The organism is Methylobacterium terricola (genome assembly GCF_006151805.1).
Taxonomy (GTDB): domain Bacteria; phylum Pseudomonadota; class Alphaproteobacteria; order Rhizobiales; family Beijerinckiaceae; genus Methylobacterium; species Methylobacterium terricola.
This window is the reverse complement of sequence record NZ_VDDA01000003.1, coordinates 65751-87021: the sequence shown is the minus strand read 5'-3', so window position 1 is coordinate 87021 and position 21271 is coordinate 65751. Positions and strand designations below refer to the sequence as shown.

Sequence of the window (21271 nt, the reverse complement as noted above, 5' to 3'; positions counted from 1 at the left end):
CGTCCACGGTGCACGACACGAAAGGCTGCAGGAGCGACAGCCACCTCGCCTGACCCCTCCCCCGCAGAGGGGGGAGGGGTCTCGCGCGGCGGCCGTCGCTCCTTGCACCGCGCGACCTTGCCCCCGCTCACGCCGGGATCCGCAGCCGCGCCCGCAAGCCCCCCATCCCCGACCGGTCGAGCGCCAGCCCGCCGCCGTAGAGCTCCGCCAGCTCCGTGGTGATGGCGAGGCCGAAGCCGTGGCCCGGCACGGTCTCGTCGAGGCGCCGGCCGCGCTGGGCCACCGCCGCCAGCGCCTCCGGGCCGAGGCCCGGGCCGTCATCCTCGATCGTCACCACCACGTCGCTTCCCGCGGCTTCCGCCGAGACCCGCACCGCGCCCGCGCACCACGTGCAGGCATTGTCGATCAGGTTGCCCAGCATCTCGTCGAGATCCTGCGGGTCGCAGGCCGCGGCGAGACCGGCGGGAACGGTGCAGGTCACCCGCACGCCCTTCTCGGCGTGGAGCCGTTCGAGGGCGCCCGCGAGGTCGGAGACCGGCCCGGCCAGCTCCGTGCGCAGTCGCGTCGCGCCGGTCAGCGCCGCGCTGCGGGCCCGGCGCAGGTGGTGGCGGACCCCGCGGTCGAGGCTGCCGACGAGATGGCCCAAGCGCCCGTCCGGGTCGCGCCCGGGCTCCGACAGGGCGAGGCTCAGGGTCGCGAGCGGCGTCTTCAGGCCATGGGCGAGGTTCGCCACGTGGGTGCGGGCCTGGGCGAGTTGTGCCGCGTTCTGGTCGAGGAGAGCGTTGATCTCGCCGGCGAGCGGGCGGATCTCGGTGGGCTGGGGCTCGGGCACCCGCTCGCGCCGGCCCGCCCGCACGGCTTCCAGCTCCTGGCGCAGCCGGTCGAGGGGCCTCAAGCCTAAGCGCACCTGCGCCACAGCGCCGGCGGCGAGACACAGGCCCAGGATCCCGAGGCTCGCGGCCAGCGCCACACCCGCCTCGCGCAGCGGGCCGTAGAGGGCGGCCCGCGGCGCGCTCGCCACCACCACGGTGCCGTCGGGCATGGACAGCACGCGGAGGATCAGCGCTTCGCCGCGCGGGCCGGTGCCGTCCGCCGGATGGGGGTGGTCCTCGGTTTCAGCGGGCCGCGACGGTACGGCGAGGTCGCGCTCTCCGAGAGACGTCGAGCGCAGGACCGCCTCGCCCCGCCGGATCTGCCAGGTCCAGCCCGAGCCCGGCCGGTCGAAGGGCGGTGGGTCGAGGTCGCGGGAGAGGCGCAAGGGCTCGCCCGGCTCCAGCCCCGAGACCAGGGACACGATCTGCGCGTCGAGCCGGGACTCGATCTGCCCGCGCACGAAGCGGGCGAGGATCAGCCCGATGGCGAGGCCCGCCACCACGAGCGCGGTCGCGATCAGCGCCAGGGCCGCGAGGAGCAGGCGCCGGCGCAGGGAGCCGATCTGGCCGATCACGCCGCCGCCCCGGCGGTCAGCCGGTAGCCGTGGCCGCGCACGGTCTCGATCCGGGCAGGCGCGATCTTGCGGCGCAACCGCGTGATGATGACCTCGACCGAGTTCGAATCGACCTCGGCGTCGCCCTCGTAGACCCGCTCCAGCAATTCGCCCCGCGGCACCACGCCGTCGCGGCGCAGGATCAGGCAGGACAGGACCCGCCATTCGAGCGCCGTGAGCTTCAGGGGCAGCCCGTCGCGGGTGAAGGCGCCGAGGCCGGGATCGAAGCTGACCGGCCCGCACGCGACGGTGGTCGCCCCGTGGGCGGCGGCGCGGCGCACCAGCGCCCGCAGGCGGATCACCAGCTCCTCGACCCGGAACGGCTTCACCAGATAGTCGTCGGCGCCGGCCTTGAAGCCCGCCACCTTGTCGCTCCAGGCGTCCCGCGCGGTGAGGATCAGCACCGGCAGGGTGCGGCCCGCGGCGCGCCAGCCCTGCAGCACCGCGATCCCGTCGCGCTTCGGCAGGCCGAGATCGAGCACCGCGGCGTCGTAGGTCTCGGTATCGCCGAGATGCGCGCCGTCCTCGCCGTTGCGGGCATGATCGACGGCGCAGTTCTCGGCGCGCAAGACCCGCAGGATCTCGGCCGCGAGGGCCGCGTCGTCCTCGACGAGCAGGAGCTTCATGAGTGGCCGGGCCCGAGTGTCAAAAGCGGATTCCGCCGTAGTCCCGGCGGTTTAACCGAACCTGAACGGGCGGGTTCAGGCCCGGTTCCCGGGGCCTGACGTAGAAGAGCGCCAACCCGGAAGGGCCCAGCACACAGAGGAACACCACCGATGACCGACCGTACCACCATCGAGGGCGAGGCCACCGCGATCGGGACCAACGCCGCCGAGACCCAAGCCATCGAGACCCAAGCCATCGAGACCCCGGCCGCCGCCGCCCCGCGCCCCCGGCCCCGCCGCGGCCTCCTCGTCGGCGCCGTCGCGCTGCCGCTGGCGCTCGGCGCCGTCGGGTTCTCCCTGGCCCAGCCGGCCCAGACCGCGCTGACCCCCGTCGCCCCGGTCGCCGTCAACGCGCTCCAGGCCTCCGGCGCCACCGCCGCCAAGGGCGAGGTCGCCGAGATCTTCGGCAACAAGTTCATCCTCCAGGACGGCACCGGCCGGGCGCTGGTCGAGACCGGCAAGGCCGGGGAGGGCGGCACCCTGGTCGCCAAGGGCGAGAGCGTGACGGTGCAGGGGCGGTTCGAGAACGGCTTCCTGCATGCCAGCGCGCTGACCCGGGCCGACGGCAGGATCGAGGCGCTGCGCCCGGCCGGCCCGCCCCCCGGCGGCCTCGACTGGGCCAAGGACAAGGTCGGGCTCGGGCCGAACGTCGATGTCCAGGCCCTCACCAGCGCGGTGACGGCCGCCGGCTACACCGACGTGCGCGTCGCCGGGCGCGGGCCGCGCCACCTCGAGGTCGCGGCGAAGGGTCAGGACGGCAAGGAGCGGATGCTGCATGTCGGTTTCGACGGGCAGATCCGGGAGAAGCGGGTGTTCTGAGGCATCGCGAGGGTGCAGGCGCAGTGTGTCCTGACATCCTCCTGGTCATCCCGGGGCCGCGCCAGCGGAGCCCGGGATCCAGAACAGCTGATGATTCAGGATCAAGCGGAACGCTCCTCGCTTCCACCTGAACGATCTGAATCCCGGGCTCCGCTGCGCGGCCCCGGTATGACGGGGAGATCGTCTGGCTTCAGGGTCGGGAGGACTTGCTGCGCCGATCGAGGTGCAAGGGCAAACCCCCTCACAACGTCGCGAGCACGCCCCCATCCACGTACAGGATCTGCCCGTTGACGAAGTCCGACGCCGCCGAGGCGAGGAAGATCGCCGCGCCCTGCAATTCCTCGACGCGGCCCCAGCGCCCCGCAGGCGTCCGGTTCTTGAGCCAGGCGTCGAAGTCCGGGTTCTCGATCAGCGCCTGGTTCAACGGCGTCGCGAAGTAGCCCGGGCCGATGCCGTTCACCTGGAGGCCGTGGCGGGCCCAGTCGGTGCACATGCCCTTGGTCAGGTTCTTCACCGCGCCCTTCGAGGCGGTGTAGGGGGCGATCGAGTAGCGCGCCGCCTCGCTCTGCAGGCTGGCGATGTTGATGATCTTGCCGCGCTTGCGGCCGATCATGTGCCGGGCCACCGCCTGGCCGACATAGAACACGCTGTCGAGGTTGACCCGCATCAGCTCGTGCCAGGTCTCGACCGGATACTCCTCGAGCGGCGCCCGGCGCTGGATGCCGGCATTGTTGACCAGGATGTCGACGGGGCCGATCTCGGCCTCGATCCGGTCGACGCCCGCCTTCACGGCGGCCGCATCCGACACGTCGAAGGCGGCGGCCTCGACCGTCAGGCCCTCGGCCTTCAGCTCCGCCACCGCCGCGTCGAGCTTGACCGGATCGCGGCCGTTGAGCACGATCGCCGCTCCGGCACGGCCGAGGCCGAGCGCCAGCGACAGGCCGATGCCCTGGCTGGAGCCGGTCACCAGGGCGCGACGGCCCGACAGATCGAACAAGGCGGTCGACACAGGCGCTTCCTCTCCCTCGGCGCTACGGGGGCCGCGAGGGCCGCTCCCGCGGTTGCGCTTCTGCCCCGAAGGAAGCATGGTACCGATACCAAAGCAAGCGGCATCCCGGCGCCGGCGCAACCGCCTGGGCCCGAGGAGCCGGACCGGGAGGGAGACGACGCCCATGACGCTCGCCGCGCGCATCCACGCCGCCAAGGACCTGCGGATCGAGGCGATCGCCTTGCGCGAGCCGGAGCCGGACGAGGTCGTGGTGGCGCTCGGCGCCGGCGGCATCTGCGGCTCGGACCTGTCCTATTACGGCAAGGGCCGGGTCGGCGACTTCTCGCTCCGCGAGCCGATGGTGCTCGGCCACGAGGTCGCCGGCACGGTGGCCCGGGTCGGACGCGCCGTCACCAGCGTCAAGCCCGGCGACCGGGTCGCGGTCGATCCGAGCCGGCTGTGCCTGTCCTGCGACTATTGCCGCGCCGGCCGCTCGAACCTGTGCCGCAACATGCGCTTCTTCGGCTCGGCGGCGATCTTCCCGCACGTCCAGGGCGGTTTCAGCGAGCAGTTCCTCGCCCGCGCCGACCAGTGCGTGCCGATCCCCGACACCATGTCGATGCGGGTCGCGGCCTGCGGCGAGCCGCTGGCGGTGGCGCTCCACGGCATCCGCCGGGCCGGCGAGCTTCTGGGCCGCCACGTCCTCATCGCCGGGGCCGGGCCGATCGGCCTGCTCTGCCTGATGGCGGCGAGGCTCGCCGGTGCCCGCCGGATCGTCTGCACCGACCTGTCGGACGCGCCCCTCGCCATCGCCCGCGAGATCGGCGCGACCGAGACCATCAACGTCGCCGCCGAGCCGGAGCGGCTGGCCGCCTACGAGGCCGACAAGGGCACGTTCGACGTGGCGCTCGAGGCGACCGGCGCGCCGGCGGCTTTGGCCTCGCTGTTCCGGGTGGTGCGGCCCGGCGGCCGGGTGGTGCAGCTCGGCATGATGCCGCCCGGCGACGTGCCGGTGCCGGCCAACCTCCTGATGGCCCGCGAGATCGACTTCGTCGGCGCCTTCCGCTTCCACGAGGAGTACCGCACGGCGGTGGCGCTTCTCGCCGCCGGCCGCATCGACGTCGCGCCGATCCTGTCGGCCGAGCTGCCGATGTCCCGGGCCGACGAGGCCTTCGCGCTCGCCGGCGACCGCGCCCGCGCGATCAAGGTCCACCTCACCTTCTAGGCGCCGCCCGTGTCCGACCCGCGGCCCCCGGCCCGCCGGGCGCCGACGATGCGCGACGTGTCGCGCCTCGCCGGGGTCTCGCCGATGACGGTGTCGCGCACGCTGGCCGATCCCGGCCTCGTCTCGCAGGAGACGCGGGCCCGGGTGCTGGCGGCGGTCGAGCAGCTCGGCTACGTGCCGGATCGCGGGGCGGGGGGCCTGTCGTCGCGGCGCACCGGCTTCGTCGCCCTGATCGTCCCCAGTCTGATCAACCCGAACTTCGCCGATACCGCAACCGGCCTCACCGCGGCGATGCGGCCGCGCGGCTACCAGCCCCTCATCGGCGTCACCGGCTATTCCGTCGCCGAGGAGGAGGTGGTCCTGCGCGCGATGCTGTCGCGCCGCCCGGACGCGATCGTGGTCTCGGGGATGCACCGCTCCCAGGCCGCCCGCGACCTCCTCGCCCGTGCCGGGGTGCCGGTGGTGGAGATCTGGGACCGGCCGGAGACGCCGATCGACCGGGCGGTCGGGTTCTCGAACTACGCGGTCGGCCGTCTCGCCGCCCGGACCCTGGTGGCGCGGGGCGCGACCCGGATCGCCGGGCTCGGGCCGGAGCGCACCGGCGAGGCCCGGGACTTCCGCGGCGAGGAGCGCCTGCGGGGGCTGCGCGACGGCCTGCGTGAGGCAGGGCTCGCCGACGACCTGATCCTGCATCACGGGCGGGTGGCGGGCGCCTTCGCGCACGGGGCCGAGGCGATGACCGCGCTGATCGAGCGCGGCGGGGCGGAGGCGGTGTTCCTCGTCTCCGACATCTCGGTCTTCGGCGCGCTGATGGAATGCCGGCGCCGCTCTATCCGGGTGCCGCAGGACGTCCAGCTCCTCGGCTTCGGCGATTTCGAGATCGGCCGCCAATGCGTGCCGCGGATCTCGACCATCGCGGTCGATCCGGTGGAGATCGGCCGGCGCACGGGAGACCTGCTGATCCGGCTCCTCGACGGCGAGGAGGGGGGGGCGGCCATTATCGACCTCGGGATCCGGCTGCTCCTGCGGGAGACGACGCGCGCCTGAAAGGTCAGCTCGGCCGCGGCTCCGACGGCAGGCGGGTCCGCAGCACCGGGGCGATGGCGTCCCGCTCGTCGTCATGCGGGGGTTTGTGCGCCGCACAGGGCGCCTCGACCGGCGGGAAGAGGTCCTGCAACCCGCGCGACACGCCGGTCAGTACGGCAGCGTAGGGCCCGGCGAGCGGGGAGGGAGTGGTGTCGGCCTTGACGAATCGGGAGCTGGACATGGAGTGGTGCGAACCTCGGGGCGATCGTCAACGCACTGCATCATGATTTGGTTCACGATCCGCCCGGATCGATCTTACGAATCGGCGTGCGGGGGCGATCGTCAGCTGCGCGCCGTCGGCGCGATCAGCGTCTCGGTCGCCCCGGCCGGGTCCATGCCGATGCGGCCCCAGCCCGGCAGCTTCAGGGCCGGGCGGCGCAGGTCGAGCCCCGCCACCGCGCCAAGTACGTTGACCTCGATCCCCTCGACCCAGCCGAGGGTAAGGCCGACATAGCCGCGGCCCGAGAGCTGCACCCCGGTGCGGCTCGGCGTCCAGTCGACCGGGCGCTCCGAGAAGTCCTTGCCCAGCGCCGTCGGCGGCAACGCCACGGCGAGCTCCGGCACCGCGCGCAGGACGTGGGCGACGAAGGTGTTGGAGTTCGGCCCCGGCCAGGCGTTGTACGTGCCGGCCTTCCGGTAGGGGTAGGCCGCCACCGCCTCGCAGATCCGCGGCACGGCGCGGGCCGCCGCCTCCCCGTCGAGGGCGAGCACCACCTGCGGCGGGTTGCCGAACCAGCGCGCATCCGCCGCGTAGGCGTCGGTGCGCACCGGCAGGCCCCATCCGACCACGTCGTAGCGGGTGTAGCGCGGCGCGCCCGCCTCCTTGACGACGATCCAGGTGTGATGGGCGAAGATGCCCCGCCAGCGCCCGACCCGGGCGGCATAGATCCGGACCGTCGCCTCCGGCGCGGCCGCGGCGGCGGGCAGCAGCCGGGCGCTCGACCAGTCGGCGGTCGACCAGTCGGGGGCGAGGTCGTCGCGGCTCCACCACCACAGGGCATGGGTGGCGAGGGGCAGCAGGAACAGGAGGACGAGCGCGAGCACGACGGTCCGCGCGAGCCAGGCCAGGGCGAGAAGCATGATCATAAGATGGTTGACGGAGCGCGGCCGTGCAACGGACGGGCCAATCCGCCGCGATCTTGCCGCCGTCCCCCGCGAACCGGAGCCGCACGAGACCGTTGTCGGCAAAGATCGATACAGCGGATGGGTAGGGAGAGCGCGATGGCCGAGGTGAAACGGGTGCTGGATGCCCTGGTGCGGAGCCGTCGTGGCGGGCTCGCGGCTTCCGCCGCCCTCGGCGGCCTGGCGCTGCTCACCGGGCTGGCCCTGCGGGCGACGCAGGAAGGGGCGCCGTCCGGCGAGGCCCCGGCGGGCGGCGCATCCGCCGCGAAGCCGGGCGCCACCCCGTTCGAGGCCGGCGCCCTCAGCGACGACGACGCGACGCTCTGCCTGCGCATCATGGTCTCGGCCTCGGCCGCGGACGGGGTGATCGATTCCCGCGAGCGCGAGCGCCTCGATGCGGCGGTGGCGGAATCGGGCCTCGATCTCGCCGGCCGGCAATGGCTCGCCCGCGAGCTCGAGGACCCGGCGACGATCGACGAGATCGCCGACCGGGTGCAGACCCCCGAGACCGGCGCCCGGGTCTACGCCGCGGCCCGCCTCGCCATCGATCCCGACACGATGCAGGAGCGCACCTTCCTGCGGATGCTCGCCGAGGCCCTCGACCTCGACGAGGACGCGGTCGCCCGGGTCGAGACCGGCCTCGCGGCCTGACCGGGGACATCCGATGCAAGCCGCCGGCCGGCATCCCCTCGAACTGCTCGCCCGCCTCGGCTACGGCGCCCGCGGCGTCACCTACTGCCTCGTCGGCGGCCTCGCCGTGCTGGCGGCGATCGGCGTCGGCGGCCAGACCGGCGGCAGCCGCAGCGCTCTCCTGATCCTGCTGGAGCGGCCCTTCGGCTGGATCCTGCTCGGCCTGGTGGCGTTCGGCCTCGCCGCCTTCGCGCTGTGGCGGGTGGTCGAGGCGGTCACCGACGCCGACGGCTACGGCCGCTCGGCCAAGGGTCTGGCGACCCGGGCCGGCCACCTCGTCAGCGGCGTGACCTATGGCGGCCTCGGCCTCTCGATGCTGACGGCGGCGCTCGGGCGCGGAACCGCCCGCACCGCCGAGGACCAGGGCGCCCGCGACTGGACCGCCTGGCTGTTGCAGCAGCCCTTCGGCCAGTGGCTCGTCGGCGCCGTCGGGCTGATCGTCATCGGCGCCGGCCTCGCCTTCGCGTGGAAGGCCTGGAAGGGCGACGTGTGCAAGCGCCTGTCGGTGCCGCACGATGCCCGCGACTGGGTCCGCCATGTCGGCCGCTTCGGCTACGCGGCCCGGGCGCTGACCTTCGGGCTGATCGGCGGCTTCCTGATCGCGGCGGCGATCGCCAGCCGGTCGAGCGAGGTCAAGGGCCTCGGCGGCGCCCTGCAAGCCTTGCGCAGCGAGCCGTATGGCTGGATCCTGCTCGGCCTCACCGCCGCGGGCCTCGCCGCCTTCGGGGTGTTCGGCCTCGTTCAGGCCCGCTACCGCCGCATCGACCCGCCGGACCTCGATGCCGCGCGCCGGGCGGTGAAGGATTTGGCGCGATGACGATTAGGGGAGGAGACACCATGGATGCGCCGCTGCCGCTCGGCACCGAGTTCCTGTTCCGCATGAGCCTCACGGTCGGGGCGCCGCAGGCCGTCGGTTCGTCCCGCGGCACCGAGTTGCGGGTCGTGCCGGTCACCGGCGGCACTGTCGCCGGCCCGCGCCTCGCCGGCGAGGTTCTGGCCGGTCCTGCCGGCGACTGGCTCCGGATCGAGCCCGACGGCACCACCCATCTCGACGTGCGCCTGACGATCCGGGCGTCCGGAGGCGGTCTCGTCTATTGCCAGTATGCCGGCCTGCGCGCCGGCCCGCCGGAGGTGCTGGCCCGCCTCGGCCGCGGCGAGGCGGTGTCGCCGGAGGAGTATTACTTCCGCACGGCGTTGCGCTTCGAGACCGGGGCGCCGGACCTCGCCTGGCTCACCAGGGTCCTCGCCGTGGGGGTGGGGCAAAGGCTGCCGGAGGGGCCGGTCTACGATGTGTATGGGGTGATGTGAGGCAAGGCCGTTTACCGCCTCGGTCGCGCAAAGGGGCTCAATCCTCCGGAAAAAGGATTTCCTCGTAATCCTGTGCCCCATTGATGATATAGAGCACTTCAATCAAGTCGGTCTCCGGACGGACGCGATAGAATATAAGGTAGTCTCTATGCAGGCGGCGCCTTATTCCACTATGTTCCCGGCCGGGAATGAGCGGGTAGGCATAAGGGGTCGTTGCCAGTCGAGCGCACCGTTCCTCGAGTTCGGCAACGAACGTCTCGGCCCGAGCAGGATTGTCCTGACGGATATAGCGGGCGATATGCAGCAAATTTCCGATCGCCTGCTCGGTCAGGACGACTCTCGTTCCTGCGGCCCGGTGTCATCGTCCGCGAGCTGAGCGCGGATGCGGGCGAAGGCTTCTGCAACCGGGACAACGCGGCCGGCGTCGGCATCAGCGATCCCGCGGGCCAGAGCGGCGTCCAACGCCTTCAGCTTCGCTGCTTGATCGCGCTCGGCCAGATAGCGATCCCGCACCAGATTGCGGATATACTCGCTGGGCGTGGCAAACGCGCCCTCGCGCACCTTGTCGCGCACATACTGCTCGAGTTCGCGCGTCAGCGTCACGGTCATCTGACCGCTGGGTGTCGCCATGGTCTGGCCCTCCTACCGCGATCGTAGCACGCAGTGAAAATCACTGTCGAACGATGCGCGTCCGAGGGAGGGGCGCCGGACCTCGCCTGGCTCACCAGGGTCCTCGCCGTGGGGGTGGGGCAAAGGCTGCCGGAGGGGCCGGTCTACGATGTGTATGGGGTGATGTGAGGCGGTCCTGGCACGCGCAGTGTCATCTCGGGCTCGACGAAGTCGAGAGCCCGGGATCCATGACCGCCGACAATCCAGGAGGGGGCGAAGCGCGGTCCGCTTCGTTCGAACGCGTCGGCGGTCAAGGATCCCGGGATCCGCTTTCGCGGCCCCGGGATGACGATGGCGATCGAGGCATCCGTGGCTGGCAAAGCTCGCCTCACCCGCGCGTCAGCGCCGGTTCCCCTCCAGGAAGCTCCCGATCCGCTCCAGCGCCCGGGCGATGTTCTCCGCCGAGTTGGCGTAGGACAGGCGCAGGTAGCCCTCGCCGTGGATGCCGAAATCCGGCCCGCCGATCGTCGCGACGCCGGCTTCCTCCAGCAGCGCCGAGGCGAGCGCCTTGGCCTTCCAGCCGGTCTCCGAGATGTTCGGGAAGGCGTAGAAGGCGCCCTTCGGGGTGATGCAGGAGACGCCCGGCAGCTTGTTCAGCCCCTCGACCACCAGCAGGCGGCGGCGATCGAACTCGGCCATCATCGCGGCGACGCAATCCTGCGGCCCGTCGAGGGCGGCGATGCCGGCCCATTGCGTCGCGGCGTTGACGCAGGAGAACGAGTTCACCGCGAGCTTGCGGGCGGCATCGTAGAGCGGCGCCGGCCAGACCGACCAGCCGAGGCGCCAGCCGGTCATCGCGTAGGTCTTCGAGGCGCCGTCGAGGTAGATCAGCCGGTCGCGGATCTCCGGATAGGCGAGCAGCGTGTGGTGGCGCTCGCCGTCATAGGTCATCGTGCCGTAGATCTCGTCCGACATGATGGTCACGTCGGGATGGGCCGCGAGGCCGGCGACCAGCTTGTCGATCTCGGCCTTCGGGGTCACGCCGCCGGTCGGGTTGGCGGGGGAGTTGAGGATCAGCAGGCGGGTGCGCGGGGTGATCAGCGCCAGCGTCTCCTCGGCCGAGAAGGCGAAGCCGTTCTCCTCGCGGATCGGCACCGGCACCGGCGTCGCGCCGGTGAACTCGATCATCGAGCGGTAGATCGGGAAGCCCGGATCCGGATACAGGATCTCCGCGCCCGGCTCGCCGAACATCAGGATCGCCATGAACATGGTGACCTTGCCGCCCGGCACGATCATCACGCTGTCGGGCGAGACCTGGACGCCGAGGCGCCGGTCGAGGTCGCGGGCCACCGCCTCGCGCAACGGCAGGATGCCGGTCGCCGGGGTGTAGCCGTGATGGCCGTCCTGCAGCGCCTTCACCGCCGCCTCGACCACGTGGGGCGGGGTCGGCATGTCGGGCTGGCCGATGCCGAGATTGATCACGTCACGGCCGGCCTGGGCCAGAGCCGTGGCGCGGGCGAGGACCGCGAAGGCGTTCTCCTCCCCGATGCGCGAGAAGGCGGGGACGACGACGGGCATGGCGGTCTCTCGTTTCCTCGTAGGATCGAGGCAGGGCGTCGATGAGCCCCGCCGTCGCTGTTCGCCCCGCGGCCCTCCGGTGCCGCCGGGACGGATCGCTCAGCGCGGGGTGTTGCGCTCGGCGAGCCGGCTGACGCCGAACGAGATCGCGCCGCCGATGACGATCAGGATGATGCCGGTCTTGATCGCGGCCCAGAGCAGCGAGCGCTCGATGCCCTGGTCGGTCAGCATGATGATCAGGCAGACGAGGACCGGGATCGACACCACGGCGGCGATCGGCACCAGCGGGTTGGACGGCTTGTCTTGGCTCATCGGCGGCTCCCCGGATTTGTCGAGCGATATGGTTCAGCCGGCCTCATAGCACCGCTCCCCGGTGGAGCGACAGCGCCCGCATGATAAACTTATGGCCCGTCGGAGTCGCATCCGGCGGGGTGTCGGGCATGCGCCACGCGGTGTTGCCTTCCTGCACCGGCCGGGTCCATAGGTTCCTGCGAACGATTCTCGACAAGAACGATCTCGGGAAGGACGACTCCGCCATGGCCCAGACGCCGCGCCCCCGCATCGACGCCAGCCGCCTGCGTTCGCGCCTCTGGTTCGACAATCCGGATAACCCGGGCATGACCGCGCTCTACCTCGAGCGCTACCTGAATTTCGGCCTCACCGTCGGCGAATTGCGTGGCGGCAAGCCGCTCATCGGCATCGCCCAGACCGGCTCCGACCTGTCGCCGTGCAACCGCCACCACCTCGAGCTGGCGAAGCGCGTGCGCGAGGGCATCACGGCGGCCGGCGGCGTGGCGTTCGAGTTCCCGTGCCACCCGATCCAGGAGACCGGCAAGCGGCCGACCGCCTCGCTCGACCGCAACCTCGCCTACCTGTCGCTGGTCGAGGTGCTGTACGGCTACCCCCTCGACGGCGTCGTGCTGCTCACCGGCTGCGACAAGACCATGCCGGCCTGCCTGATGGCGGCGGCCACCGTCAACATCCCGACGATCTCGCTCAATGTCGGCCCGATGCTGAACGGCTGGAGCCGCGGCGAGCGCACGGGCTCCGGCACCATCGTGTGGAAGGCCCGCGAGCGCCACGCCGCCGGCGACATCGACTACCAGCAGTTCCTCGACATCGTGGCCTCCTCGGCGCCCTCGGACGGGCACTGCAACACGATGGGCACCGCCTCGACCATGAACGCGCTCGCCGAGGCGCTGGGCATGTCGCTGCCGGGCTCGGCGGCGATCCCCGCGCCCTATCGCGAGCGCGGCCAGGCGGCCTACGCCACCGGCCAGCGCATCGTCGACATGGTGTGGGAGGACCTGAAGCCCTCCGACATCCTCACCCGCGAGGCATTCGAGAACGCCATCGTCGCCAACACGGCGATCGGCGGATCGACCAACGCGCCGATCCACATCAACGCCATCGCCAAGCTGATCGGCGTGCCGCTCTCCTGCGACGACTGGGAGCGCGTCGGCTACGACATCCCGCTCCTCGTCAACATGCAGCCCGCCGGCCAGTATCTCGGCGAGGAATACTACCGGGCCGGCGGCCTGCCGGCGGTGATGTCGGAGCTGCTCGAGGCCGGCAAGCTCCATGGCGAGGCGCTGACCTGCAACGGCAAGACCATCGCGGAGAACTGCGCGAACGCCCAGACCTGGGACCGCGACGTCATCAAGCCCTACGGCGAGCCGATGCGCGAGCGCGCCGGGTTCCTCAACCTCAAGGGCTCGCTGTTCGATTCCGCGATCATGAAGACCAGCGTGATCAGCCGCGAGTTCTACGACCGCTACCTCGCCAACCCGGAAGACCCCTACGCCTTCGAGGGCAGGGTCGTGGTGTTCGACGGGCCGGAGGATTACCACCACCGCATCGACGATCCGGCGCTGGAGATCGACGCGCACACGATCCTGATCATGCGCGGCGCCGGACCGATCGGCTATCCGGGCGCGGCCGAGGTCGTGAACATGCAGCCCCCGGGCGAGCTGATCCGCAAGGGCGTGCTGTCGCTGCCCTGCATCGGCGACGGGCGCCAGTCCGGCACCTCGGGCACGCCCTCGATCCTCAACGCCTCGCCGGAAGCCGCGGCCGGCGGCGGCCTGGCCCTGCTCCAGAACGGCGACCGGGTCCGGATCGACCTCAACAAGCGCACCGCCGACATCCTGCTCCCCGAGGAGGAGATCCGGCGCCGCCGCGACGACCTGACCGCCCGGGGCGGCTACCCCTACCCGGCGAGCCAGACCCCCTGGCAGGCGATCCAGCGCGCGATGGTCGACCAGCTCTCCGAGGGCATGATCCTCAAGGGCTCCGAGGCCTTCCAGCGCATCGCGCAAGTTCACGGCGTACCGCGGGACAACCATTGATCCCCCTGGGTCACCGCGTGCGGTAATTCTTCGGCCGGGCTCCGCGCGGAGCCCGGTTTACAGCCGCGCTCGCGGCGTGTGAGGAAGGATCCGGAACCCGGAGGGGAATCCCGATGACCGATCTCGCCGCACGCCGCGCCGCCTTCCGGCGGCTGCACGAAGCCGGCTGCTTCGTGATGCCGAATCCCTGGGATATCGGCACCAGCCGCTACCTCGCCGCGATGGGATTCCCGGCGCTCGCCACCACCAGTTCCGGCTTCGCCTTCGCCCGCGCCCTGCCGGACACCGACTGGGCGGTGCCGCTCGATGCGATGCTCGCCCACATCGCCGAGATCGCCGCCGCCACCGACCTGCCGGTGAACGCCGACTTCGAATCGGGCTATGCCCATGACCCCGAGGGCGTCGCCCGCAACGTTGCGGCCTGCGTCGCCACCGGCGTCGCCGGATTGTCGATCGAGGACGCCACCGGCGATCCCGCCCGGCCGCTCTACGACATCCGGGACGGCGCCGAGCGCATCCGCGCCGCGAAGGCCGCGATCGATGCCTCCGGCGCCGACGTGGTGCTGACCGGCCGGGCCGAATGCTATCTCACAGGACACGCCGATCCGCTGCCCGAGGCGATCCGCCGGCTCCAGGCCTATGCCGAGGCCGGCGCCGACGTGGTCTACGCCCCGGGCCCGAAGCGGCGCGAGGAGATCCGCACCCTGGTCGCGGCGCTGGCGCCGGTGCCGGTCAACATCCTGATGAGCACCAATCCGGGCCTCAAGGTCGCCGACCTCGAAGACCTCGGCGTGCGCCGGATCAGCGTCGGCTCGTCGCTGGCGCGGGCAGCCTGGACCGGGTTCATCCGGGCGGCGCGGCGCATCCACGACGAGGGCAGCTTCGGCGGCTTCGACGGCTCGGTCAGCTTCTCGGAGCTGAACGGCTTCTTCCGCAAGGACCTCAAGGACCGGGATCCCGCATGAGCCCCGACCGCGACCCCATCACCGGCCTGCCGATCGGCCATCCCGTCACGCTCGCCGGCCCTGCCCACGGTCCGGAGCGGATCCGCCTCGACGGGCGCCACGTCTCGATCGTCCCGCTCGATGCCGCGGCGCACGGGGCCGACCTCGCCGAGGGGGCGGTCGGGCCGGGCAAGGAGGCCTTGTGGCAATACATGCCGGCCGGGCCCTTCCCTGATCGCGAGAGCTTCCAGGCCCATCTCGAAGCCTGCGCGGCGTCCGCCGATCCGCTGTTCTACGCCATCCTGGATGCGCGGACCGGCAAGGCGGTCGGCCACGCCGCGCTGATGCGGATCGACCGCGCCAACCGGGTGATCGAGGTCGGCAACATCCTCTACACGCCGGCGCTCCAGCGCAAACCCGGCGCCACCGAGGCGATGCGGCTCCTCGCCGGTTACGTCTTCGACCTCGGCTATCGCCGCTACGAGTGGAAGTGCAACGCCCTCAACGCGCCCTCGCGCAGCGCGGCGCAGCGCCTCGGCTTCTCCTACGAGGGGCTGTTCCGCCAGGCCGTGATCGTGAAGGGCCGCAACCGCGACACGACCTGGTTCTCGATGCTCGACGGCGAGTGGCCGCAGATCCGGCAGGGTTTCGACCGCTGGCTCGACCCGGCCAATCTCGACGGCGGCCAGTCCTTGCGTCTCGGCGCGCTCAACCGGCCGACGATCTCGGGGAGCACCATGCGGCGGGCGACCACCGCGGACGACGCCGCCCTCGCGGCGTTGCAGGAGGCCGCCTACGCGCGGAATCGCCCGATCCTCGGCGTCGAGCCGGTGCCGCTCCTCACGCCTGCCGCCGAGGTGCTGGCGCGCTACGAGGTCTGGCTGGCGGAGGCCGACGGGGCGCTCGCCGGCGCCCTGGCGCTCGATCCGGCGCCCGACCATCTGATGATCTGGAGCGTCGCGGTCGATCCGGCGCACCAGGGGACCGGCCTCGGCAATGCCCTGCTGGCGGCGGCCGAGGACCGGGCGCGGGACCTCGACCTGTCGGAGCTTCGCCTCTACACCGGGGACAAGCTCGTGCGGAACATCGACTGGTACGCGCGGCGGGGCTACGCCACCGCGCGGGTCGAGGATCTGCCGGACCGGCGCCTAGTGCATATGCACAAGCGCCTCGCCTGACGCGGCGACACACGACAAGCCCGCCAGCGAGCAGGGCGGGACATCACGGGAGGAATGGACATGGCGGGACGGCTGACGGGCAAGCGCGCGGTCGTGACGGCGGCGGGGCAGGGGATCGGCCGCGCCATCGCGGCGGCGTTCCTGGCTGAGGGCGCCGAGGTGCTGGCGACCGACCTCGATGCCGGCAAGCTCGAGGGCCTGAAGGGCGCGAAGGCCTTCTCCCTCGACGTGCGCTCGGAGGAGGCCATCGCGGCCTTCGCCAGGCAGGCCGGGCCGGTCGACGTGCTGGTGAATGCCGCCGGCTTCGTCCATCACGGCACCATCCTCGACTGCACCGACGCCGAGTGGGATCTCGCCTTCGATCTCAACGTGCGCTCGATGCACCGCACCATCCGGGCCTTCCTGCCCGGCATGCTGGAGCGCGGCAACGGCTCGATCGTCAACATCGCCTCGGCAGTCGGCGCCGACGCCACCGCACCGAACCGCTACGTCTACGGCGCCTCGAAGGCGGCGGTGGTCGGCCTCACCAAGGCGGTGGCGCGGGACTTCATCCGCAGCGGCGTGCGGGCGAACGCGATCTGCCCCGGCACGATCCAGTCGCCGTCGCTCGACGATCGCATCGCGGCCCTGGCTGAGATGAACAAGACCTCGGTCGAGGCCGCCCGCCAGGCCTTCATCGACCGTCAGCCGATGGGCCGGCTCGGCACCCCGGAGGAGATGGCCGCGCTCGCCGTCTACCTCGCCTCGGACGAATCGCGCTTCACCACCGGCCAGACCCACGTCGCCGATGGCGGCTTCACGCTCTGAGGACGGAGACACGACGATGCATATCCTCATCCTCGGCGCCGCCGGCATGGTCGGCCGCAAGCTCCTCGACCGGCTGGTCAAGGACGGTCGCTTAGGCGGCGAGACCATCTCGCGCCTGACCCTGCACGACGTCGTGCCGCCCGAGGCACCGGCCGGCACGACGATCCCGGTCTCCGCGTCCGCCTCAGACTTCTCCGAGCCCGGCGAGGCCGAGCGCCTGGTGGCGGATCGCCCCGACGTGATCTTCCACCTCGCCGCCATCGTGTCGGGCGAGGCCGAGGCCGATTTCGACAAGGGCTACCGGATCAACCTCGACGGCACGCGCCGCCTCTACGACGCGGTGCGGGCGATCGGCGAGGGCTACAAGCCCCGCTTCGTCTTCACCTCGTCGGTGGCCGTCTTTGGCGCGCCGATGCCCGATCCGATCCCGGACGAGTACCTGACGGCGCCGCTCACCAGCTACGGCACCCAGAAGGCGATCGGCGAGCTCCTGCTCTCCGACTATTCGCGCCGCGGCATCTTCGACGGCGTCGGCATCCGCCTGCCGACGATCTGCGTGCGGCCCGGCAAGCCCAACAAGGCGGCGTCGGGCTTCTTCTCCGGCATCATCCGCGAGCCCCTGGCCGGCCAGGACGCCGTGCTGCCGGTCTCCGACCAGGTCCGCCACTGGCACGCCTCGCCGCGCTCGGCGGTCGGCTTCCTGATCCACGCCGCGACGATCGACACCCAGCGCCTCGGCGACCGCCGCAATTTGACCATGCCGGGCGTCGGCGCCACGGTGGCCGAGCAGATCGAGGCCCTGCGCCGCGCTGCCGGCGATGCGGCCGTCGCCCGCATCCGCCGCGAGCCCGATCCGACGATCGAGCGCATCGTCGCCGGCTGGCCGCGCACCTTCGACGCCCGGCGGGCGCTGGAACTGGGCTTCCAGGCCGAGCCGGACTTCGATGCGATCGTGCGGGCGCATATCGAGGACGAGCTGGGCGGCAAGGTGCCGGCGTAAGGATTGAAGCCAGTCCCGGCGAGCGTGTAATACCCGCCGGGATTTTGATCTCGCCGCTCCCTTTCCCGGACGACTGCAACGAAGTGGAAGGAGATCCGGGATCCAGCCGTAAGATTCGCCGCGACGCGATTCTGCTTGTTGCACCGTTGCAGACGGGCAGACGCTTCGCGACTTTTCGTGCTGGATCCAGGATCTCCTTCCACTGACGCTTCAGTCGTCCGGGAAAGGGAGCGGTTTTGTTTCGGATGCCGTCGCACAAAAAGAAACGGGCGGCACGCCAGTGCCGCCCGTTCTCATTTCACCACCAGATAGCCTCAGCCGCGCTGAGCCACCGTCACGTAATCCCGCTTCGGGGCGCCGGTATAGAGCTGGCGCGGACGGCCGATCTTCTGGGACGGGTCCTCGATCATCTCGGCCCACTGGCTGATCCAGCCGACGGTGCGGGCGAGGGCGAACAGCACCGTGAACATCGAGGTCGGGAAGCCCATCGCCTTCAGGGTGATGCCCGAGTAGAAATCGATGTTCGGGTACAGCTTCTTCTCGATGAAGTACTCGTCCTTGAGGGCGATCTGCTCCAGCTCCATCGCGACGTCGAGCAGCGGATCGTCCTTGATGCCGAGCTCGCTCAGCACCTCGTGGGTGGTCTTCTGCATGATGCGGGCGCGCGGGTCGTAGTTCTTGTAGACCCGGTGACCGAAGCCCATCAGGCGGAACGGATCGTTCTTGTCCTTGGCCTTGGCGACGTACTCGCCGACGCGCTCGGGGGTGCCGATCTCGGCCAGCATCTTCAGCGCCGCCTCGTTGGCGCCGCCATGCGCGGGCCCCCACAGGCAGGCGATGCCGGCGGCGATGCAGGCGAAGGGGTTGGCGCCCGAGGAGCCGGCCAGACGCACCGTCGAGGTCGAGGCGTTCTGCTCGTGGTCGGCGTGCAGGATGAAGATCCGGTCGAGCGCCCGCGACAGGACGGGGTTCGGCTGGTACTCCTCGCACGGCACCGCGAAGCACATCCGCAGGAAGTTCGAGGTGTAGTCGAGGTCGTTCTTCGGGTACACGAAGGGTTGGCCGATCGTGTACTTGTACGCCATGGCCGCGAGCGTCGGCATCTTGGCGATCATGCGCATGGAGGCGACCATGCGCTGCTTCTCGTCCGTAATGTCGGTCGAGTCGTGATAGAAGGCCGAGAGCGCGCCGACCGAGGCGACCATGACGGCCATCGGGTGGGCGTCGCGGCGGAAGCCCTGGAAGAACCGGTTCATCTGGTCATGCACCATGGTGTGGCGCGTGACGCGGTAGTCGAAATCGGCCTTCTGGGCCGCGGTCGGCAGCTCGCCGTACAGCAGCAGGTAGCAGGTCTCGAGGAAGTCGCCGTGCTCGGCCAGCTGCTCGATCGGGTAGCCGCGATACAGCAGCACGCCCTCGTCACCGTCGATATAGGTGATCTTCGATTCGCAGGACGCCGTCGAGGTGAAGCCCGGATCGTAGGTGAACTGGCCGGTCTGCGCGTAGAGCTTGCTGATGTCGATGACGCTCGGACCGATCGTGCCGGTCTTGGTAGGCATCTCGATCGCGCGGCCGTTCACCGTGAGGGTGCTGGTGGGGAGGCTCATGGGGTTGCGGACCCTTTCCATCAACGAGACTGAGCGTCGTCGCCTCGACCGCGGCCCCCGGGGCAGGGCGGCGAACTTTGCTGCGGGTGCTCACTCGCCGTCCGGGTTAGCGGATCGACGCACCGGCATCAACTACGGGCCCCGGCCCGGGTGACAGAATTCAGATTCTGTTCAGGGGTGGTCGGATCACCCCCGCGAAGCGGATTCGCGGGGGTGCGCGGAAGGGTTGTGCCTGCCGCCGAGGCCTGCCTCTGCTTTGGGCAGAAGCGTGCTCCCGCCTCAGGCGGTCGCCTGCGCCCGCAGCCGCGTCAGGCTCTCGTCGCGGCCGAGCACCGCCATCACGTCGAAGAGCGGCGGCGAGGTCGTCCGGCCGGTGAGCGCCGCACGCAGGGGCTGGGCCACCTGCCCGAGCTTGACGCCGGCGCTCTCGGCAAAATGCCGCACCGCGCCCTCGGTCGAGGCGGCGGACCATTCGGTCAGCGCCTCGAGATGGGGCAGGGCGCCGGCCAGCCGCTCGCGGCCGCCATTGCCGAGGAGGCCGGTCGCCTTCTCGTCGAGGACGACCGGGCTGGCGTAGAGATAATAGGCGCTGTCGACGAGCTCAATCAGGGTCTTGGCCCGCTCCTTCAGGCCCGGCATCGCGGCGATGAACGTGTCGCGCAGCGCCGGAGCGAGCGGCGCCGAGAGGCCCCAGCGCTGCCCTTGCGTCGGCAGGATCGCCTCGATCGCCGCGAGCAGATCCTCGTTCGAGGACGAGCGGATGTAGTGGCCGTTCAGGTTCTCGAGCTTGGCGAAATCGAACCGGGCCGGCGAGCGGCCGACCTGGGCGAGGTCGAAGGCGGCGATCATCTCGTCGGTGGAGAAGATCTCCTGGTCGCCGTGGCTCCAGCCGAGGCGCACGAGGTAGTTGCGGAGCGCCGCCGGCAGGTAGCCGAGGTCGCGATAGGCATCGACCCCGAGCGCGCCGTGGCGCTTCGACAGCTTGGCCCCGTCCGGCCCGTGGATCAGCGGGATGTGCGACATGTTCGGCACGTCCCAGCCCAGCGCCTGGTAGATCTGGGTCTGGCGCGCGCCGTTGGTCAGGTGGTCGTCGCCGCGGATGATGTGGGTCACGCCCATGTCGTGGTCGTCGACCACCACCGCCAGCATGTAGGTCGGGGTGCCGTCCGAGCGCAGCAGGACGAGGTCGTCGAGGTCCTTGTTCTGCCACACGACGCGGCCCTGCACCGCGTCCTCGACCACGGTCTCGCCGTCGGTCGGCGCGCGCAGGCGGATGACCGGCTTGACGCCGGCCGGAGCCTCGGACGGGTCGCGGTCGCGCCAGCGGCCGTCGTAGCGGATCGGCCGGCCCTCGCGCCGGGCGGCCTCGCGCATCTCGGTCAGCTCCTCGGGCGTGGCGTAGCAGTGATAGGCCCGGCCGGCGGCGAGCAGGCCCTCCGCCACCTCGCGGTGCCTGCTTGCGCGGGCGAACTGGTAGACCACGTCGCCGTCCCAATCGAGGCCGAGCCAGTTCAGCCCGTCGAGGATCGCGTCGATGGCGCCTTGCGTCGAGCGCTCGCGGTCGGTGTCCTCGATGCGCAGCAGCATCCGCCCGCCGTGCCGGCGCGCATAGAGCCAATTGAACAACGCCGTGCGACCCCCGCCGATGTGGAGGAAGCCCGTGGGCGACGGGGCAAAGCGGGTGACGACGGAGGACATGCGCGACGAGAACCGGGTGAGAGCGGAAAAAACGGTGTGGCCGGGGCCGTTAGGGCAGGGTCGGCTGAGTCGACCCGCCGGCGCCCGGTCCTGTAGCATGCGCGAGACGAGCC

At 71.3% G+C, this 21271-nt stretch carries 23 protein-coding genes; 12 read left to right on the top strand and 11 right to left on the bottom strand.

Annotated elements, in window-relative coordinates; all coding sequences use genetic code 11:
- Positions 1 to 127 precede the first annotated feature (127 nt).
- Together FF100_RS07770 and FF100_RS07765 are read right to left on the bottom strand one after the other, a co-directional pair.
- Positions 128 to 1447: a sensor histidine kinase gene (locus FF100_RS07770; RefSeq protein WP_139034992.1), complete on the bottom strand. Its 1320-nt coding sequence runs from the start codon at positions 1445 to 1447 to the stop codon at positions 128 to 130.
- Entirely contained in the window at positions 1444 to 2112 is a 669-nt protein-coding gene (locus tag FF100_RS07765) for a response regulator transcription factor (RefSeq protein ID WP_139034991.1), read from the bottom strand. Before FF100_RS07765 ends, FF100_RS07770 begins: the two co-directional genes overlap by 4 nt.
- Before the next feature lie 150 nt (positions 2113 to 2262).
- Here FF100_RS07765 and FF100_RS07760 point away from each other — a divergent pair, with 150 nt between their 5' ends.
- Entirely contained in the window at positions 2263 to 2970 is a 708-nt protein-coding gene (locus FF100_RS07760) for a DNA-binding protein (RefSeq protein ID WP_139034990.1), read from the top strand.
- A gap of 241 nt (positions 2971 to 3211) precedes the next feature.
- On the opposite strand, the gene FF100_RS07755 is transcribed toward FF100_RS07760, so the two are convergent.
- Positions 3212 to 3979, bottom strand: coding sequence for an SDR family oxidoreductase (locus tag FF100_RS07755; RefSeq protein WP_171070087.1), 768 nt, complete (start codon positions 3977 to 3979; stop codon positions 3212 to 3214).
- Between the two features lie 163 nt (positions 3980 to 4142).
- Here FF100_RS07755 and FF100_RS07750 point away from each other — a divergent pair, with 163 nt between their 5' ends.
- Complete coding sequence (locus FF100_RS07750; RefSeq protein ID WP_139034988.1) at positions 4143 to 5183, top strand: L-idonate 5-dehydrogenase; 1041 nt, start codon at positions 4143 to 4145, stop codon at positions 5181 to 5183.
- Positions 5184 to 5231: 48 nt separating this feature from the next.
- Positions 5232 to 6230, top strand: coding sequence for a LacI family DNA-binding transcriptional regulator (locus tag FF100_RS07745; RefSeq protein ID WP_139035613.1), 999 nt, complete (start codon positions 5232 to 5234; stop codon positions 6228 to 6230).
- Between the two features lie 4 nt (positions 6231 to 6234).
- Here FF100_RS07745 and FF100_RS07740 read toward each other — a convergent pair whose 3' ends face one another.
- Together FF100_RS07740 and FF100_RS07735 are read right to left on the bottom strand one after the other, a co-directional pair.
- Positions 6235 to 6450, bottom strand: a complete 216-nt coding sequence (locus FF100_RS07740; RefSeq protein WP_139034987.1) for a hypothetical protein — start codon at positions 6448 to 6450, stop codon at positions 6235 to 6237.
- A gap of 101 nt (positions 6451 to 6551) precedes the next feature.
- Complete coding sequence (locus FF100_RS07735) at positions 6552 to 7349, bottom strand: DUF3750 domain-containing protein (protein WP_139034986.1); 798 nt, start codon at positions 7347 to 7349, stop codon at positions 6552 to 6554.
- 141 nt (positions 7350 to 7490) lie between these two features.
- Here FF100_RS07735 and FF100_RS07730 point away from each other — a divergent pair, with 141 nt between their 5' ends.
- From FF100_RS07730 to FF100_RS07720, 3 genes are read left to right on the top strand one after another with little or no spacing between them, the layout of a single operon-like run.
- Positions 7491 to 8042, top strand: a complete 552-nt coding sequence (locus tag FF100_RS07730) for a tellurite resistance TerB family protein (protein ID WP_139034985.1) — start codon at positions 7491 to 7493, stop codon at positions 8040 to 8042.
- Positions 8043 to 8055: 13 nt separating this feature from the next.
- Positions 8056 to 8898, top strand: a complete 843-nt coding sequence (locus FF100_RS07725; protein ID WP_139034984.1) for a DUF1206 domain-containing protein — start codon at positions 8056 to 8058, stop codon at positions 8896 to 8898.
- Between the two features lie 20 nt (positions 8899 to 8918).
- A complete protein-coding gene (locus FF100_RS07720) occupies positions 8919 to 9389 on the top strand; it encodes a DUF3237 domain-containing protein (RefSeq protein ID WP_139034983.1) in 471 nt (156 codons plus the stop codon).
- A 37-nt stretch (positions 9390 to 9426) separates the two neighbouring features.
- Here FF100_RS07720 and FF100_RS07715 read toward each other — a convergent pair whose 3' ends face one another.
- Positions 9427 to 9696: a type II toxin-antitoxin system RelE/ParE family toxin gene (locus FF100_RS07715; protein WP_246101964.1), complete on the bottom strand. Its 270-nt coding sequence runs from the start codon at positions 9694 to 9696 to the stop codon at positions 9427 to 9429.
- Between the two features lie 20 nt (positions 9697 to 9716).
- A complete protein-coding gene (locus FF100_RS07710; RefSeq protein ID WP_246101963.1) occupies positions 9717 to 10019 on the bottom strand; it encodes a type II toxin-antitoxin system ParD family antitoxin in 303 nt (100 codons plus the stop codon).
- A gap of 33 nt (positions 10020 to 10052) precedes the next feature.
- Between FF100_RS07710 and FF100_RS38320 the strand changes: the two genes are divergently transcribed.
- On the top strand, positions 10053 to 10187 hold the full coding sequence (locus FF100_RS38320) for a DUF3237 family protein (protein WP_281287267.1): 135 nt from the start codon (positions 10053 to 10055) through the stop codon (positions 10185 to 10187).
- 210 nt (positions 10188 to 10397) lie between these two features.
- Here FF100_RS38320 and FF100_RS07700 read toward each other — a convergent pair whose 3' ends face one another.
- Positions 10398 to 11576: a pyridoxal phosphate-dependent aminotransferase gene (locus FF100_RS07700; protein WP_139034981.1), complete on the bottom strand. Its 1179-nt coding sequence runs from the start codon at positions 11574 to 11576 to the stop codon at positions 10398 to 10400.
- A 99-nt stretch (positions 11577 to 11675) separates the two neighbouring features.
- Complete coding sequence (locus FF100_RS07695; protein WP_139034980.1) at positions 11676 to 11888, bottom strand: hypothetical protein; 213 nt, start codon at positions 11886 to 11888, stop codon at positions 11676 to 11678.
- 224 nt (positions 11889 to 12112) lie between these two features.
- Between FF100_RS07695 and FF100_RS07690 the strand changes: the two genes are divergently transcribed.
- The 5 genes from FF100_RS07690 to denD all read left to right on the top strand — a co-directional run bounded on the left by FF100_RS07690 (position 12113) and on the right by denD (position 17853).
- Positions 12113 to 13924: an IlvD/Edd family dehydratase gene (locus FF100_RS07690; protein WP_139034979.1), complete on the top strand. Its 1812-nt coding sequence runs from the start codon at positions 12113 to 12115 to the stop codon at positions 13922 to 13924.
- Between the two features lie 113 nt (positions 13925 to 14037).
- The gene (locus tag FF100_RS07685; RefSeq protein ID WP_139034978.1) at positions 14038 to 14889 is read left to right on the top strand and encodes an isocitrate lyase/PEP mutase family protein; all 852 of its coding nucleotides are present in this window, start codon (positions 14038 to 14040) and stop codon (positions 14887 to 14889) included.
- Positions 14886 to 16046 carry a GNAT family N-acetyltransferase gene (locus FF100_RS07680; protein WP_139034977.1) on the top strand — a complete coding sequence of 387 codons (1161 nt, stop codon included), beginning with the start codon at positions 14886 to 14888 and terminating at the stop codon, positions 16044 to 16046. Before FF100_RS07685 ends, FF100_RS07680 begins: the two co-directional genes overlap by 4 nt.
- Positions 16047 to 16106: 60 nt before the next feature.
- On the top strand, positions 16107 to 16853 hold the full coding sequence (locus tag FF100_RS07675; RefSeq protein ID WP_139034976.1) for an SDR family oxidoreductase: 747 nt from the start codon (positions 16107 to 16109) through the stop codon (positions 16851 to 16853).
- Between the two features lie 16 nt (positions 16854 to 16869).
- The gene (gene denD / locus FF100_RS07670; RefSeq protein ID WP_139034975.1) at positions 16870 to 17853 is read left to right on the top strand and encodes a D-erythronate dehydrogenase; all 984 of its coding nucleotides are present in this window, start codon (positions 16870 to 16872) and stop codon (positions 17851 to 17853) included.
- Positions 17854 to 18167: 314 nt separating this feature from the next.
- On the opposite strand, the gene gltA is transcribed toward denD, so the two are convergent.
- The gene (gene gltA / locus FF100_RS07665) at positions 18168 to 19460 is read right to left on the bottom strand and encodes a citrate synthase (RefSeq protein ID WP_139034974.1); all 1293 of its coding nucleotides are present in this window, start codon (positions 19458 to 19460) and stop codon (positions 18168 to 18170) included.
- A gap of 279 nt (positions 19461 to 19739) precedes the next feature.
- Positions 19740 to 21158 (bottom strand): glutamate--tRNA ligase, encoded by a 1419-nt coding sequence (gltX, locus tag FF100_RS07660; protein ID WP_139034973.1) that lies wholly within the window; start codon positions 21156 to 21158, stop codon positions 19740 to 19742.
- Positions 21159 to 21271: the final 113 nt, after the last annotated feature.